General features: G+C 39.2%; 9 protein-coding genes. 6 read left to right on the forward strand and 3 right to left on the reverse strand.

Going from position 1 to position 15,926, the window contains the following annotated elements; all coding sequences use genetic code 11:
- Window positions 1-75 precede the first annotated feature (75 nt).
- The 3 genes from betA to KHS79_RS09815 all read right to left on the reverse strand — a co-directional run bounded on the left by betA (window position 76) and on the right by KHS79_RS09815 (window position 5,168).
- Window positions 76-1,743: a choline dehydrogenase gene (betA, locus tag KHS79_RS09805; RefSeq protein ID WP_212718601.1), complete on the reverse strand. Its 1,668-nt coding sequence runs from the start codon at window positions 1,741-1,743 to the stop codon at window positions 76-78.
- 62 nt (window positions 1,744-1,805) lie between these two features.
- Window positions 1,806-3,272, reverse strand: coding sequence for a betaine-aldehyde dehydrogenase (betB, locus tag KHS79_RS09810; RefSeq protein ID WP_027706578.1), 1,467 nt, complete (start codon window positions 3,270-3,272; stop codon window positions 1,806-1,808).
- 1,290 nt (window positions 3,273-4,562) lie between these two features.
- A complete protein-coding gene (locus KHS79_RS09815) occupies window positions 4,563-5,168 on the reverse strand; it encodes a sugar O-acetyltransferase (protein ID WP_212718602.1) in 606 nt (201 codons plus the stop codon).
- 298 nt (window positions 5,169-5,466) lie between these two features.
- Here KHS79_RS09815 and KHS79_RS09820 point away from each other — a divergent pair, with 298 nt between their 5' ends.
- From KHS79_RS09820 to KHS79_RS09845, 6 genes are all read left to right on the forward strand, one after another.
- Window positions 5,467-6,402 (forward strand): LysR substrate-binding domain-containing protein, encoded by a 936-nt coding sequence (locus tag KHS79_RS09820; RefSeq protein ID WP_051310680.1) that lies wholly within the window; start codon window positions 5,467-5,469, stop codon window positions 6,400-6,402.
- 116 nt (window positions 6,403-6,518) lie between these two features.
- On the forward strand, window positions 6,519-7,214 hold the full coding sequence (locus KHS79_RS09825; protein WP_212718603.1) for a hypothetical protein: 696 nt from the start codon (window positions 6,519-6,521) through the stop codon (window positions 7,212-7,214).
- Window positions 7,215-7,298: 84 nt separating this feature from the next.
- The gene (locus KHS79_RS09830) at window positions 7,299-7,700 is read left to right on the forward strand and encodes a VOC family protein (RefSeq protein ID WP_212718604.1); all 402 of its coding nucleotides are present in this window, start codon (window positions 7,299-7,301) and stop codon (window positions 7,698-7,700) included.
- A gap of 322 nt (window positions 7,701-8,022) precedes the next feature.
- Window positions 8,023-9,567: a hypothetical protein gene (locus KHS79_RS09835; RefSeq protein WP_212718606.1), complete on the forward strand. Its 1,545-nt coding sequence runs from the start codon at window positions 8,023-8,025 to the stop codon at window positions 9,565-9,567.
- 79 nt (window positions 9,568-9,646) lie between these two features.
- Window positions 9,647-10,684, forward strand: coding sequence for a hypothetical protein (locus KHS79_RS09840; RefSeq protein WP_212718608.1), 1,038 nt, complete (start codon window positions 9,647-9,649; stop codon window positions 10,682-10,684).
- A 70-nt stretch (window positions 10,685-10,754) separates the two neighbouring features.
- A complete protein-coding gene (locus KHS79_RS09845) occupies window positions 10,755-15,824 on the forward strand; it encodes an OmpA family protein (protein WP_212718610.1) in 5,070 nt (1,689 codons plus the stop codon).
- The last annotated feature ends 102 nt before the right edge of the window (window positions 15,825-15,926 follow it).

Genomic DNA, 15,926 nt, shown 5'->3' on the forward strand with positions numbered 1-15,926 from the left:
ACTGTTTATCTGTCCCCAATTAGGAAGAAACGGTTAGCGTGAAATTTGAGGGGCAGCATTGTCATGCTGATTTAATTAACGTTGTTTTGTTTTATAGTGTGGATGCTCCCAAACAGGTACAGGTGTTGTTGGAAGCAGGGGACCACCTTTTATATGATCTGCACACTTTTCAGCGAGCATGATGGTTGGTGCATTAAGGTTACCACTGACAATACTCGGCATAATTGAGGCATCGACCACTCGTAGACCTTCAATACCGTGTACCCGCGCTTCTGAATCAACTACAGCAAGCGGATCATTTTCGTTACCCATTTTACAAGTGCAGGAAGGGTGATAAGCACTATCCGCATACTGCCGTACAAATGCATCTATTTCTTCGTCGGTTTGGGTCTCAGGGCCAGGACGAAGCTCTGCACCACGAAACTCATCAAAAGCCGTTTGCTGGAAAATTTCGCGGGTTAATTTAACCGCTTGACGCATTTCCCACCGGTCACGTTCGGTGCTGAGATAATTGGGCTGAAGGACAGGGTGCTCAAAGGGATCTGCTGACTTTAAGGTAAGATAGCCTTTACTTGTTGCCCGCATAGGTCCTACATGGACTTGAAACGCATGACACTCTGGATCTTGCCGACCGTGGTCAATGACCTGTGAAGGTAAAAAGTGGAACTGTAAATCTGGGTGGCGTACACCCGCTTCGGTACGAATAAAGCCACCGACTTCTAAATGCGCTGTCCGGCAGGGACCCCAATCATGGTTAGCAAACCATTTTACACCAGCAACGGTTTTACCTGGTTGTGAGGTGTATTTGTAAAGGGTAACAGGCTGTTTACAGGCATGTTGTATATAAAGTTCAAGGTGGTCTTGTAAGTTTTGACCGACACCTTGGCGGTCTTCAACAACCTCAATACCCAACTGATGGAGTGTAGTTGCTGGGCCAATGCCAGAGAGCATCAGTAGTTGTGGTGAATTAATAGCCCCAGCACTTAGAATCACTTCGCAATTGGCTTTTACTTTGATTGTTTTACCTTTTTGTAGGTACTCTACACCAATCGCCTTTTTACCTGAAAATAAAATCCGCGTGGTCATCGCACCTGTTTCGGTTAATAAATTAGGGCGCTCCAGTGCCGGACGGAGATAAGCTTGAGCTGTACTCCAACGCTTACCTTCTTTTATGGTCATGTCCATAAGACCAACCCCTTCCTGCTGATAACCATTCATATCTTCAGTAAAAGGGTAACCGGCTTGTTGTCCTGCTTGAATAAAGGCATTAAACAGTGGGTTTGGCTCATTACCCGTGTGAACATTGAGTGGTCCATCGTTACCACGATAATCATCACCACCTTTTTCTCGGCTTTCTGCCTTACGAAAATAAGGGAGAACATCAAAGTAAGACCAGCCAGAGGCACCTTCCTGTTCCCAGCGATCGTAGTCAAAAGCATGTCCACGAATATAAACCATGGCATTTAAAGCTGAACCACCTCCCCAAACTTTACCGCGAGGCCAGTATAATTTGCGGTTATTCATAAAGGCTTGCGGTTCAGTATGATAATACCAGTTGTATTTATCATCACTGAGGTTATAGGTGAGAGCTGCAGGCATGTGGATTTTCCAGGTATCATCTTTACGGCCTGCTTCTAATACTAGAACACGACAGTTTTCGTCTTCAGATAATCGGTTGGCGAGCACACAGCCCGCTGAACCTGTACCTACAATGATATAATCTACGTCTTGATCAAAATGCATAGTAATTTTTATCCTTTACACCTTGTACACCCGTCATTTTCGGTATGTTTTGTGTCATTCAACTAAAAAGGTGATTCCATTGGCGTCATACCAACATAAACGGCTTTTAACTGGGTATAGTGTTCAAGGGTAGCCGTGCCATTTTCACGGCCAATACCGGATTGTTTATAACCACCCACAGGCATTTCGACCGGTGATGCTCCGTATTGATTAATCCAGCAAATACCTGCTTGTAGTTGTTGAATAATACGATGTGCACGTTGAATATTTTGAGTAAAGACACCTGCAGCAAGTCCGTAATGTGTTTGGTTAGCTCGCTGAACCACTTCTTTTTCATCTTTAAAGGTAAGAATACTCATCACGGGTCCGAAAATTTCATCTTGCACAATACTCATGTCATCTGTGCATTCAGTAAAGACCGTAGGTGAGATAAAAAAGCCCTGTTCATTACCCGTAGGGTGTAGGCGCTGGCCACCTATAATACATTTAGCACCTTGTTGTTTAGCGTGTTCTATGTAGCCTAGTACTTTATCCATATGATTTGCAGAAATAAGCGCGCCCATATTTGTCTTGGGATTGAGAGGGTCACCTATTTCAATATTGTTGTTGATGCGAGTGAGTAATTTTTCAATAAAGGCATCAACAATGTTTTCATGGACAAAGACGCGTGTACCATTAGTACAGACTTCACCTTGTGTATAAAAATTACCAACCATAGCGCCGCTTACTGCATTATCTAAGTCGGCATCAGGAAATATAATAAGTGGTGATTTTCCACCAAGTTCCATAGTGACTGACTTTAATGATGAGGCGGCATCCGCCATGACGGTTTTGCCCGTATTCACCTCACCAGTAAAAGATATTTTCGCTATAGCGGGGTGATGGGTGAGTTGCTGTCCTACACGATAATCACCTTGTACTACATTAAAAACACCTGGTGGCAAACCTGCTTCGATAAATATTTCGGCAAGTTTTAATGCGCCTAGTGGTGTTTCTTCTGAAGGTTTAAAAATCATGCTATTACCACAGGCCAATGCAGGTCCTGCTTTCCAACAGGCGATCTGTAATGGATAGTTCCAGGCTCCAATGCCTGCACAGATGCCTAAAGGTTCACGACGAGTGTAGTAAAAATCGTTTCCTATGGATTGTTGTTGACCTGTTAATGCAGAGGATGCAAGTCCAGCATAGTATTCGATGCTATCAGCACCTGTTTGAATATCAACTGTGCTGGCTTCTTGCCAGGGTTTGCCTGTATCAATAACTTCTATTTTAGCCAGCTCATCATTGCGTTGCCGTAAAAGCTGAGCTGCTTTTATCAGTACTCGACTGCGTTCCATTCCAGAGAGGGAAGACCACTTGATAAAGCCTGCTTCTGCTGACTGAACTGCAGCAGTAATCAGAGAATTATCCGCTTGTTCAACTTCATAAATGACATCACCTGTTGCAGGGTTTACCACAGGAAAGGTTTCTCCTGTCGTATTGGATATATATTCGCCATTAATAAATGAACGATATAAAGGCAAGCTCATAAATGTTTAACCTTTAAAATTTACACAAATATGTTTTACGGTTAGTTGTCATTGTTGTATTTATTGATATATGACAGCAAAGTGATAATAAAAAAAGCCGTATAATGGTGGCCTGTTTGTACAAATGATATACGATACGCTGCTCAGTATGCATTTATCTATTATGCATGTTTCTATAATGAGACCATCATTCTTTGACGGCTCAGCAAATGCTTTTAATAGTGCCGTGGTCGCTATTGTCGGAATGACCTAGCGGTCTGATCTGCAAAGATATAAAGAAAAAGTATAAAGACTATCTCCACGAAAATACCTTTGCTGTGAGCATATAATAATCGTTATAATGACTTCATTTACTGGTACAAAATAAAGCCTTTCTTCGCCATGTTTACATGTTATGGCTGGCTTGCTAGTTATCCCACTAAGTTTTAAATCTGATTTATTTTGACACCTAAAAATGATTCATTATGGGTATATTTTGTAACGGAAAATGAAAAGCTTTTTGTTATTTCTACCCTATGAGTACTATCTGCTTTTTCTAAATTAAGCTTGCTGTTCTTTAACCTTAAACATAAACCTTAAATTATACTTAAACCTGGCATCTTAAACCGGGCATTATTAAAAATAGTTTAGGTAATTAAAGGTCACCTCTATCAATATACTTTTCCAGTGATAGCTGTATCAGCACTATTCTGATAGCTAAGTCAGTATGTAGAAATAGTTTGAGGCTGTTGCCGCAAATATATAGGTTTAGTCATTATATGTTATTTATATATTGCCCATTTTGCACAGTTTATCCTTTAGTACGGTTTTTCTAGTACAGTTTTTCCTTACGTTTAAAAAATACTTTTAAAGAGTACTTTAGTTAATAGAGAATCCTTTTTAGTAAAAAAGTAATAGTATGCAGTTTAAGACAAAATGTGAAACGTAAGGCCCACTGTTACACGATAGTGAAGGCTTTAAATACATGCAAAAAAGTACAGCATGCTTATTAATAAGCGCTAAAACTGTATAGTCGCATTGAGTGCTATATTGCTAATAATTTATTTATACAATAATGGGAGACTGGTTTCCTCTCTGTTTTTTTATCATTTAAGGTCTTGTTCACTTAAAATAGTTTAGTTAATCATAAGATTCTCTTTTTATACTATTGTTTTGAAATCTAAATTTCAACCCTGAAATAAAAATATAACAAACCAGTCATATTCGCTATGAGGCGCTCGACTGGCTATAGGGAGGGAGTTTGAGAAGCTTTGAGCTGTAATTAACTATCGAGAGATATGGCTTTTAGGCTTAGCCTGTCATGGCAGTCATGTCATTTGGTGCTGAAGTATTCATCTCTTCCTCGGTCAGCGAGCGAATAATGCGGCATGGGTTGCCTGCAGCTAAAACGCCTTCAGGAATTGACTGTGTGACTACGGCGCCTGCACCAATCACTGAGCCTTGACCAATTTTCACGTCTGGGCACACAATGACACCACCACCTAACCAGACATCATCTTCAATGACAATGGGCTTGCCATAGACTTCCCATTTGCGTCGTTGCTTGGTATTGAGAGGGTGACTTGCAGTATACAGCTGTACATTAGGTGCAATGAGCACATTATTGCCAATTATGACTGATGAGACATCGAGAATGGTTACTTGAAAATTAATGAGTGTATTTTGACCAATAATAATATTACTGCCAAACTCGCAGACAAAAGGTGACCTAATTAAGCTTGTTTCATCAAAAGCAGCAAAGAGCTGTTGGCATATTTTAGTCCGTTGTTCTGTGTCACTATTGGGTGTTTGGTTAAGCTGTGTTAGATAAAATTGGCCTTGATTACGAAGTACTGCAATGCTTTGATCATTTCCATCAAAAACCTCTCCTGCGAGCATTTTCTCTAATTCACACATCGATTTACGTTCCTAAAAGGATTAGGCTTGGCTCGTTTTGCTCTTTAGGATACTGAACCTTTGCTTATAACTTATCGGATGCTGATCTATAACATCCCATCAAAGGTAGACTGCAAGTATCCTCAAGCATTGCTATGTGTCTTCTATTGAAATTAGAAATCGTGTTGTTGACAAATGAAAAGTCAAACTTTATAGATAAATAGAACTAATCTATGATCAAGAAAGCATAAATATATTGAATGAATATTCCACTGGAATCGTGTGAAATGAAGTATTTAGAAGTGATGGGGTGGTGGGTATGCATAATCCAGCATTATTAGATTTATTGCATACATTTAAAATGGCGGCTCAGTTTATGAGTTTCACCAAAGCCGGTGAAGCATTACACATGACACAAGCTGCAGTGAGTCACCGAATTAAACGGCTTGAAGAAGAGTTAGGGTTCAAGTTGTTTATCCGTTTAACCAGAAAGCTGAAACTTACCAAAGAGGGTGAACAGTTACTGGTAACGCTGACAGACTCATTACTGCGGATTGAAGAAGAGATAGAAGATATTCGTCGTAATGACTTACGCGGACTGCTTTATATTGGTATTTCACCGACATTTGCTCAGTTATGGGTCATGCCTAAACTGGCTCGATTTCAACAGGCATATCCGGCACTGAGTTTAAGGCTGAGAATTAAGGCAAGTGCCTTAGATTTCCGCTATGAGCCTGTGGATTTGGGAATATACTATGGGCGAAGTGATTATCGTGGAGTGGTGGTGGATACTTTGCTTAGTGAGCAGCTCGTGCCTGTTTGTACGCCTGAGTATGCAGAACGACACCAGCTTTATGATAACCCGGAGAGAATATCCCAATGTCTATTGCTGCATTGTTCTGAGTGTCTGGACCATGCAGATCCTCGGGCAGAATGGCAACAGTGGCAGCAGGGGGTAGGTATACTATCAAGCAAAAGCTGCACAGAATATTTTTTTAACCATTATCATATGACGCTGCAAGCAACGTTACAGCACATGGGGATTGCCATGGGAAGACTACACCTCGTTGCTGATTATTTAGCCTCTGGGGCATTAGTAACACCTATACAGCAACATGTTCCTGCTGGTTTAGACTATACGTTGATTTATCCCCGTGAGCATGGTGCAAGACCTCGTTACCAAGCCTTTATACGTTGGCTTCATGATGAAATCATGCATCATACTTTTCCTTCAGGTGTTGTATCACCATTGTAAATGTAAAACACCGCTATCTTGATCACGATGTGCGTTTGAATCGCTTGTGAGCGGGAAGCAGGCGCATTATTGTATAGCCCAGATAAATCAGTTGTTGTTTTTTCCGGGATATCACTATGTTTCGAGTAATGCTCCCTTTATTTCTTGTTATGGGGACGAGTACATTATCAGGTTGTTTTTGGATGGCGGGTGAGCCTAGAGATTTTCATGATGTGTGTGAAGTACAGTATTGTGAATTGGTTGCATCACAAGCTGTGCAACAGCATAGAGAAAACAAACAAAGTAAAAATAAGCCCAGTGAAAATAAGTTGCCTATATCAGAACCATTGTCGAATGATGTGACAGTGGTTGATGACCCCCAGCTAAATGATAAAACAGTAAATTTTGGTACCGCAGAATTTGCTTTTCAGTTACCTGCAAGGCCACAAGGTATGCGCTCAGCAAGTGATAGTATGGCGGTGATTAAATATACTGACTATTATGTGGCCTACTATATTTTTGATCTTTATCAAGCGCGTGATTTGCTGGAGTTGGTTTTTACAACGCCTGCCAGTCGTTTGCCGGGCATTCTTCCTTATACAAAACGTCAATTAAGGAAAGGTTATAGCCTAAAAGGATTATTTACGGAATCCGTAACATTATCACGAATGGCTTGGGATGATTGGCTGGTTTTTGTTGCAGAAGGGGATACATCACGTTGGTTATTTATTGCTAATGAAGATGTTGAAAATAAAATGCTAGTGATTCGCGGAAAAAATATGCCAACATCAGTACAGAGACTGGTGATGAAGACATTACAATTAGATGAATAAAAGCAAAAAAAACTATTATTTACAGGTTTTCGTATTTCTTTTTTTGTAATTAATTAAATGAAAAATAAATAACATGGACTTAATATGAATCAACCGGATTTCTCATTGCATCATGTGGCGTTGACTTGCCGAAACTTAGAAAAACAACAGCAGTTTTATGAGAAATTGGGGTTTAATCTGCAACGGCGTTATTCGGATGCTCATTGTTCAATAATACATATGCTGTTAGGATCTTTTTGTTTAGAGCTTTTTGTCTTTACGGAAAGTGCATCTCCCATATTGGAGCCGAAACCATTAGCTCAACATCTTAAACAACCTGGGTGGCAGCATATAGCTTTAAAAGTAAGTGATTTATTGGCCGCTAGGGAATGGTTTATTAATGAGCATGGGTTGATACCTTCGGAAATACAACAAGGACGAACAGGTATTCAGTATTTTTTTATTCAAGATCCAGAGGAAAACTACGTAGAAATAATACAAGCGTAGTATAAGACCAACGCTTATGTGTTGCACTGCATGAATTAATTTGTTCTTCCCGCAGTAGAAGACCATCCCTGGTCACTACTGCTTACGGTGCTCCCGGCACCTGTTTCACAAACTAATTCAAGCATTGCCATCCCGCATTTTGCTAACTCCAACCAATAACTTCCCACATCTGGCTTATAAAAAACTAACACAAGCTAAAAAACAGTTACATAATGCAACAAAATAAGTATATGGCTCGCTAAAATATGAGACTTGGCCTTATGCATGGCTATACACTGATTCGTAAAATAGCCTCTTCTGGTTATTGGTCTAGGTATTTGAGATGCTATTTGCCCAGTATTATATTGATGGCAAGCCACATGAAGTCATTCAAAAGGGATTTCCTAAGCGAAATGCTTTTAACTACCGCTATTTCTATAATGAAAAAGAGTGCCGTGACTATATTCAAATGGTGTTGAATAAGTCATGGTATGCTAAAGAAAGTCTCTTAAAATTGCCTTTATTGCGTCACTGTGACTCCCTGGAAGTCTTGGAAGACACATTCGTTAAGCTGGTTATGGAAAAAAAACTGGAGGTTACGCTGGATTGCCCTACGGAAATGCCGGCGATGGTCAGACCCCGCTATAAGCAACCCGAAATTATATTGCCTAAACCACCACCTGTACCTGAACCAGAAGGTGAACGCCTCGACTATAAAATTGTGGTGGAAGTAGCAGGTGTTGGGCCAGGGGATAGTCAACGTATCAATTTATCAAAAGACAGCGAAGGACGTGATGCCTTACAAGGCCCTCAGCCTCATAATGCTGAGGCTAGCAAACATCGTAGCCTGGTTACGCTGAAAGGTATACCCAGTGAACCAAGGGGGCTTTTTATCTATATACCCATGAAAGGGGAGCCAGCTTTGCGTTTAAGGTTAGTAGAGTCGGCTTCTCCTGTGGAGGAAACGACTGATAAAGCCAGCTGGGAAAATATTATCGTGCCGTTAAAACCATTAGGTTACATCACCGAGGCAATGCGGCGTGACCAGTCTGCGTTGCTTCCGGACGGGGGCTGGGTCTATGTGTTTTGGCGAGGGAAACTTTGGCGTGAACTAAAAGTCGTTAATGGTATGTTTTTCCGTGATGTGCGTGTGGAGTATTTTCGTAATCAACGTCATGGCCGTCTTATCAAGGTGAATGGCGATTTAAGACCAGCACTGGGTATGCAGTTACACAGCATTTGGGTACCTTTTAAGCTCAATGGCGAAGTACAGCAAGGAGCCAATGCGGTTCACTTGTTATACAGTTATGTGCAGTGGAGCTGGGATAAAATCAGTGAGCTGGAAAGTAATACGGCTAAACTGCAAAAGGAAGGCACCTCAATTGATCAAATTATGAGCTATGAAAGTGGTAAACATTTTGATCATCAACAAGGTAATATTGGTCCTATTGTAAGTGCATTAACTCATCAAGTGAAAACTGAAGACGAGCAAAACTTAAACGAGCAAGAAATACCACGCTTGTCAAAACATCCTAAATTAATTGATCGACAACGCGCTACTAAAATTCCTGTCGTGTATCTAAAAGTCATCGATAAAAGAATTATTCTTCACTTTGAGATGGATTCCCATGCACCTAAATCACGCAATGATCTTTTTACATTAAAAACAACGGATAATAGTTGGCAACATGCGTCTAAACCTACCGTTGAGACCTGTGAGTTTGTGGATGGCACATCAACATCGTGGCTGGAGCTGGTTTTTTATGATGTACCAGAAAGTGGCGAATTTAACTTAATACAAGACCCGCAAGAAAAGGGTAAAAAACCATTTTACATCTTTAGGAATATGTCTTATGAGACATTACGGACGCTGAATTATCAAAGCTAAACTATATATACCCAAAACGAAGGGTATATTTTTGGAAAGAATAGGCTGTAGCATAAACAACACAGTTGGGTTTTGCATTATGAAATTAGCAAGTACTACTAATAAAAAATACATACTTCCACTAATGCTTTTGGGATGTTTAGTGATTAGTGGTTGTAATGAAGATAACAGCACCTCATCGACAACTGCTCAGCTACCTGCTGACCAACAAGAAGAACAAACAGATGAGATGATCATTGACAGTTTGCTGGAAGAGAAAGGGATTAAAATTGAAGAAGAAGTATGGCAAGACCCAGATAGTTATGATCAGCCCAGAATACAGTTTATTTGGGCTAACCCTCCTACCGAGGCTAGAGAAGAAGATATTAATAAACAAACGAGTAAAGAAATTTGGAGTGTAAAAGCAGACTTTACAGACCCTAAGTTACGAGTACCCAAAGAGCTGATTGAAGGAACAATTTTTGATACCAAACCCTCACCTAATGGCCGTTATGTTGCCCTGGCGTTTTTGAAAGATAAGGTTGTTAAAAAAATCTACGATATTAAAACAAAAGAAATGATTCCTGTGAGTGAAGGCCCTGTAGTACCTGCATTTGAATGGACGCAAGACAGTAATACACTTTATTTTAATGAAGCTGGAAATATGAAAAAGTTTCATGTGCCAAGCCAAAAACTATCTATTGTAACAAAGTATGAAGAACACGGTAATTCATTTTTGCTTATGGATAATGATACGAAGTTTGTATTTACTCGAAATGAAGAAATTATTATTCGTGATGTAAAAACGGGTGAAAAAATTTATCAACAAAGTTATCCGGAAGTCTATCATTGGGGGTTGATTAAATATAAAGATAATAAAATATTTGGATTTAAGGTTCAAGGTGATTTTGTTGTTAAAAATATCGATTTTCCTGAGAAAGATATTATTAGAAATGGAAATTCTATTAGTAGGGTGTATGACTTTAGTTTAAACAGTTATGAGCAAGTGAAGCATGGGTTTGATGTTGCGTGGGATATGAAAAATAAAAAGCTTATTGAAGTTGAAATTAGTGATCCACTAATAGAGTTACAAGGTAGTCAGGGGGTTCCTTACTATTATAACCATAGAAAGATGTAGCTAGAATGTAATTTTTCCCTTTAAATATTAGTGAAATCTATAAAGCATTAATTACTGTGCAGTACTATATATGAGCCAAAAAAAATTGAACGAATGTCGTTTTATTAAAGAACGTTATCTATTTTCTGCTGAAATGCACCCGCAAACAGGTGATGTTAAAGCTGGTACGGTACGGCCTATACCCAATATGCTAATGCTTGCAGAAAGCCCTTTAGTTGGTAAAGAAGGTAAAACAGCCTTACTGTCGACCAATGAAGAAGGTTTTATTGATCAAGTTAATGGTGACTTTACTTTAGGTTGTCGTATAAGAACGTTTCCAAATGATGATGAGATCAAGTTATACTTTCCACCCCTGGAAGTGATTGCTCAACTTTATGCGGGTTATGGTTCAGATCTGTTTTTAGAAAAAATTGAAGAACTGATAGGAAAGAAAGAGCTGAATAGCTGTATTAGTGTTAAGGTTAATACTAAAATTGAACAGAAAATGCTTGAGAAACCTGAAGAATCAAACAAACCTCATGATTACATTTATGAAGGGATTGTGATTCCGCGTATTAAGCTAGTAATCTTTGCTTTTTCAAAAAATAATATTTTAAAAGGTGCTACGATTAACGTTTGGCCTCATAAAAGCGCTATGGGTGAAAATGGGGAATTTGAAATTATTTATAAAGAAGGTATGTTGCCATTTGCATTTCTAGTTAGTAATAATAGTTCTTTAAATGAAGGTGCTCATAATTTTAGAGTGACATTTGATACTTTAGTTAGTAAAAATATTGATAATAGTCATAGCCTTTACTCCAAAAATTCAATTGGACAATATTACTATGAACTCAAAGAACAAATAAAATTTAATGTACGATTACCTACAGCGGATATCTGTCTTATCAATGCAGACCCGATCAGCCTTGAAGAAGCTATTATTAAGCAATTTCCTGATGTTTTTCGCGATACTATAAAAATCACCCGTGAAATGTCCAGTGGTAATTTAAAAAAGGATGTACGCCCTGGTTTATCCAGCTATATGCATGATATTAGTGTGCGCCATGAATATTCGTCGATTATGCAAGGTTTCATAAAGACAATACATCAGGATCAAAGCAAAGCAACAGCCTATGCCAATAACCCTAACCCTGATCCAAATGAAAAGAAACCGGGCACCAGTTATGCCAGTTACATAGAAAGTGCAGGCCAACTGTTAGAAAATGTATTAACTGAGCAAGGCCATACAGATGCTGCACTTATCGCACGTCTTGGTTTTGATGGTCAGGAGTTGTGGAAGTCTTGGGGAAAGTTTCAAGAAGCATTAACCAATCAGCAAAAATATATCCGGCGCCAAGAACAAATAGCGGGAGCAATGAATTTTGTTAACAATAGCATCAGTGCCGAACGCAGTGCTAGAGCAATGGACGTTGTGCGCAGTTTGCAGGAAAGGCGTTATATTGAATTTGAAAAACTTAAACAAATTTATAACCTGCCAGAATGGTTTGCACCAGGTAAAAATGCTATAGCAGAAGCGGAAAAGTGGATTAAAGACTTCGAAAGTACATGGCTTAACGGTACGCGTATAGGGATTAACCCCAGGTTTATTCACTTTGGTACAAGGGCACTTGCGGCTTATAACTTGGCAATGGATGCCAAAGGTGTTATCAATAGCTTTCTTGAGGTTAATCAGAAAAGTCAAGCAGCCAAGGACAGTAAAGCTTTTTTTGATGAAACACTGGCACTGTATGAAGAAAAAGTAGGGGAAGCAGCTACAGATGATTTTAAACAGGCTCAACAACAATTAGAAGAAATCAGTAAGCTGACGTCAACGACATCGAAAGTGATATCCGGGTTTAAAGAAGGTCGCTATATAATGCGAACGTCCTTAATTTTTAGACGCGATGAAGACTGCACGGCAGATTTGCCCTTTAATAAAATTAAGGAACTCCTGACCAGACCTGATGCGCAGATTGGGTTAGAAGGACACGCCAGTCCAGAAGGAACGGATCAATACAATGAAGACTTATCTCGCCGACGTGTATTGCATATTAAGAAGCAACTAGAGCAAAAGGGGATAGCAACCGATAGCATGGCCATTACCTGGCATGGTGAAACACGTCCTGTGCGTAATGAGGATAAGACGGTTAACTTGATAACAAGTCGGCGTGTTGAATTAATTATTAGTGTGCCTTGTGGTGAGCGGATTTTTCGTCCATCACGAGAAGCGATGTATAACCTGGAGCAAACCCGCCAACAACAGGTGGCTGCTTATTGTGCTTATGAGCAAGCGGTCAGTGATTTTCTGTGGAAGTTATTTGACTCGGCATGTGGTGTCTTAACGATGGTGCCGCAAACAATGTTAATCGCTAACTGTATCTTAATTGTTCGTGAAACCTCTAAAACAATGGTTTCGCTTGCTCAACACTTAGATGACTTATTACATGATAATCTTATTAATGAATACATTGCCTACAATAAATTAGAAGGTGATCTGGAAAAGAAATCGAAATACAACCGGACGTTTATTACTAACTATAGCCCACAAAAGGGTGAAATTGATTATGTAAAATATTTAAATAATCAATATCGAATTCGTGCAGAGGTATTAAATAGTTTAGTTAAACTGCTGGTTCGTGTTGCCCATGAATATGATTTTACCTTTAGCTTTTTAAAAAATACCCGAGAACTGGATTGGAATCGTTATCAAAGTGGACTGAAAAAGTATCAAATTGATAAATTTATTGAGTTATTTGTATTAAATAAAGAGTGGCCATACCCTAATGATACTTACCAAAACTATCCATTGGATCAGTTTTGGATGGATTATTTAGGGATGGAAGATATTTGGGAAGATAATGTTACGTTAAAAAGTAACCCCTCTCTGTTAATGACACAATTTGAACACTTCAGCAAGCAAAAGTTAAAGAAAAGTCATGAATCACATTCTATCAGCGTAAATGGTATGTTTTTACCTGTAGGACCGGCAAATATTGATAAGAATATGATTCCTGTTAACTTTCAACGGTGTTTTCCTATTCATAATATGGGCAGTAGCAGCGCAGAAGCTCTGATTTCAACCATGGATTTATCTTATGCGGGTTTAGATCTCGGTATTTATAAATATACAGCCATTTATATTAAGCCTTGTACCAAAGAAAAAACAGAATGGGAGCGGTTGGATAAATACCTGAAAAGGACTGACAATAGACCTGTTTCCCCACTAGATGAAATACGTATTATTATCGTACTGCGTAGGGATGAAGAATATAAAACTATCAATACCGATTATTACGACGATGTTGATAAAAATGCTAACCGTACCATTGAGCGGCCATTACCGATTTGTGTTAAACCCATTCGGGTGAACACGGGCTGGCCTGATAATGAAGGACCAGCTTATACGGATATTACTCAGAAGTTTGACGAGGGTGAGCTGCTAGCAGAGGAGCAGGCGTTTAAGGATCACTATGGGGCTATTTTTTATCCCCGTTTTAAGTATGGTGAACATAAAATCATCAAAGGCACCAAACCCATGAGCAGCTCAACAGTTTATCTTGCTGACTGGGCAGAATGGAAAACCAATGAGCAGTGTATCACCATGCATTATCAATATGAGGTTAAAGTTGGTCGCGATACACGCAGTACACGACTGGTCAGGCCCGTCAGTATTGATGGTCAGGATGCCGACTATTATAAACTGATGAAGGATGGTAGTTTACCGTTAATTGATATCCTTAAATACACGCCAGGTATTGGTTTAGGTGTTGAGTTGTATGAGCGTTTCAAAAAAGATGCTCCTGAAATAACATTGAATAGTCAATTTATGCTTTCAGTGGATAGTTCGCGAAATAATCCTATCTGGGATCCTGAGGGAGCGCATGTTAAGGACCAACACTTTGAACACTTGCTGTTTGATAAAGAGTTCCTTAAATCTAAAGAACGTGTTTACCAGTACCCTAAGCTATTTAATGGTAATACGATTGGTGCACCTTTGTTACGGGTAAGCAACCAAGGTCCATTCTTTATGTCCGCGAAGTATGCATATGCTTTAAATGGTACGCCATTTAGCGGTAAAAGAAAGTCTGTTGGACATCACGATAAACTTGAAGATTTTAACTGGAAAGATGAAGTTGATCTTGGCATTTTAGTCTTTGCGGATAAGTTAGATACACAAAAATATAAAGAGATGAAGCATCGCTCTGATCTATTGGCGTATACTGCAAACGTGTCAGAAGAATCAAATGGCTCAACCTTAGGGCCTGAAGTAAAAGGTCAGCTTGTTTATGTCGGCGAGGTTGAAGTTGATGCAAAATATGATGTTACAACGGCCGGTTATGGAAATAATGAGCGATATACATATAGCATTAATATTGATAAATCGACAATAAAATTATTAAAGATCACGCCACTTGCTCAAAATATACTGGCAAATGATTTATATGAAAAACATTATCGCTCGCGTGATTTGATTAACATGTTGTTATCCGATGAAAAGACCCAAAAGCAGCAGATGCTAGAAATCATTCGTACAGGTATGACAAAAACGAATACAGCGGGTTTTCAGCCAAAGCAAACACTCAAGTTCCATGTTTATGCAAGTGTAAGTAAATTAAACTATAAAGCACCTGCCGGACATAAAGTGAATGGTCTTCGTCCTTTTGGAAATAAAGCAGGTCATACTGGATTTTGGGATTTATTTGGATTACTCGATGAAGATAAAATTGAGCTCGATACCGGGAAAATGCATGACTTTAAGTTCTGGATAAAAAATATGAAAAGTCAGGGCGAATCAGGACTGAGTGATAAGCATTTTAAAGCACCGCAACATGATGATGACGACTGCTTCTTTTATATTCCTGCACCTAAAAAGTGGGCTGATGCCTCGGTAGTGCCTTGGGCTGCTAACGCCAGTGATAAGGAAGTACTTAAAGCAGCAGAACAAAAGTACATTGACATCTTACGAGATATGAAGCGTGAAGGTAAAAAATTAAATCTACCTAAGGATAAATTGCCAAAACTACCAACGGATGAACCTGCAGTTAAATGGTATTTTTATACTCAAATTGATAAAAAAGGTCAGCATAACTATAGAAAAATGGCAATTAAAGACTGGGTAGAAAAGCCAGAGAAAAAAGAGGCTCAGGTTTTTAGTGAGTGATTATACCCTTCACGAATCATTTTTATGTGCGCTATCCATAGCGCTCACCTTAACGGGCCAGCGAAGCTGTTCTAATGTGTTCCCGACACATTAGTAGGGTTT

Origin of the sequence: Zooshikella ganghwensis (genome assembly GCF_018263875.1) — a bacterium.
Lineage (GTDB): Bacteria > Pseudomonadota > Gammaproteobacteria > Pseudomonadales > Zooshikellaceae > Zooshikella > Zooshikella ganghwensis.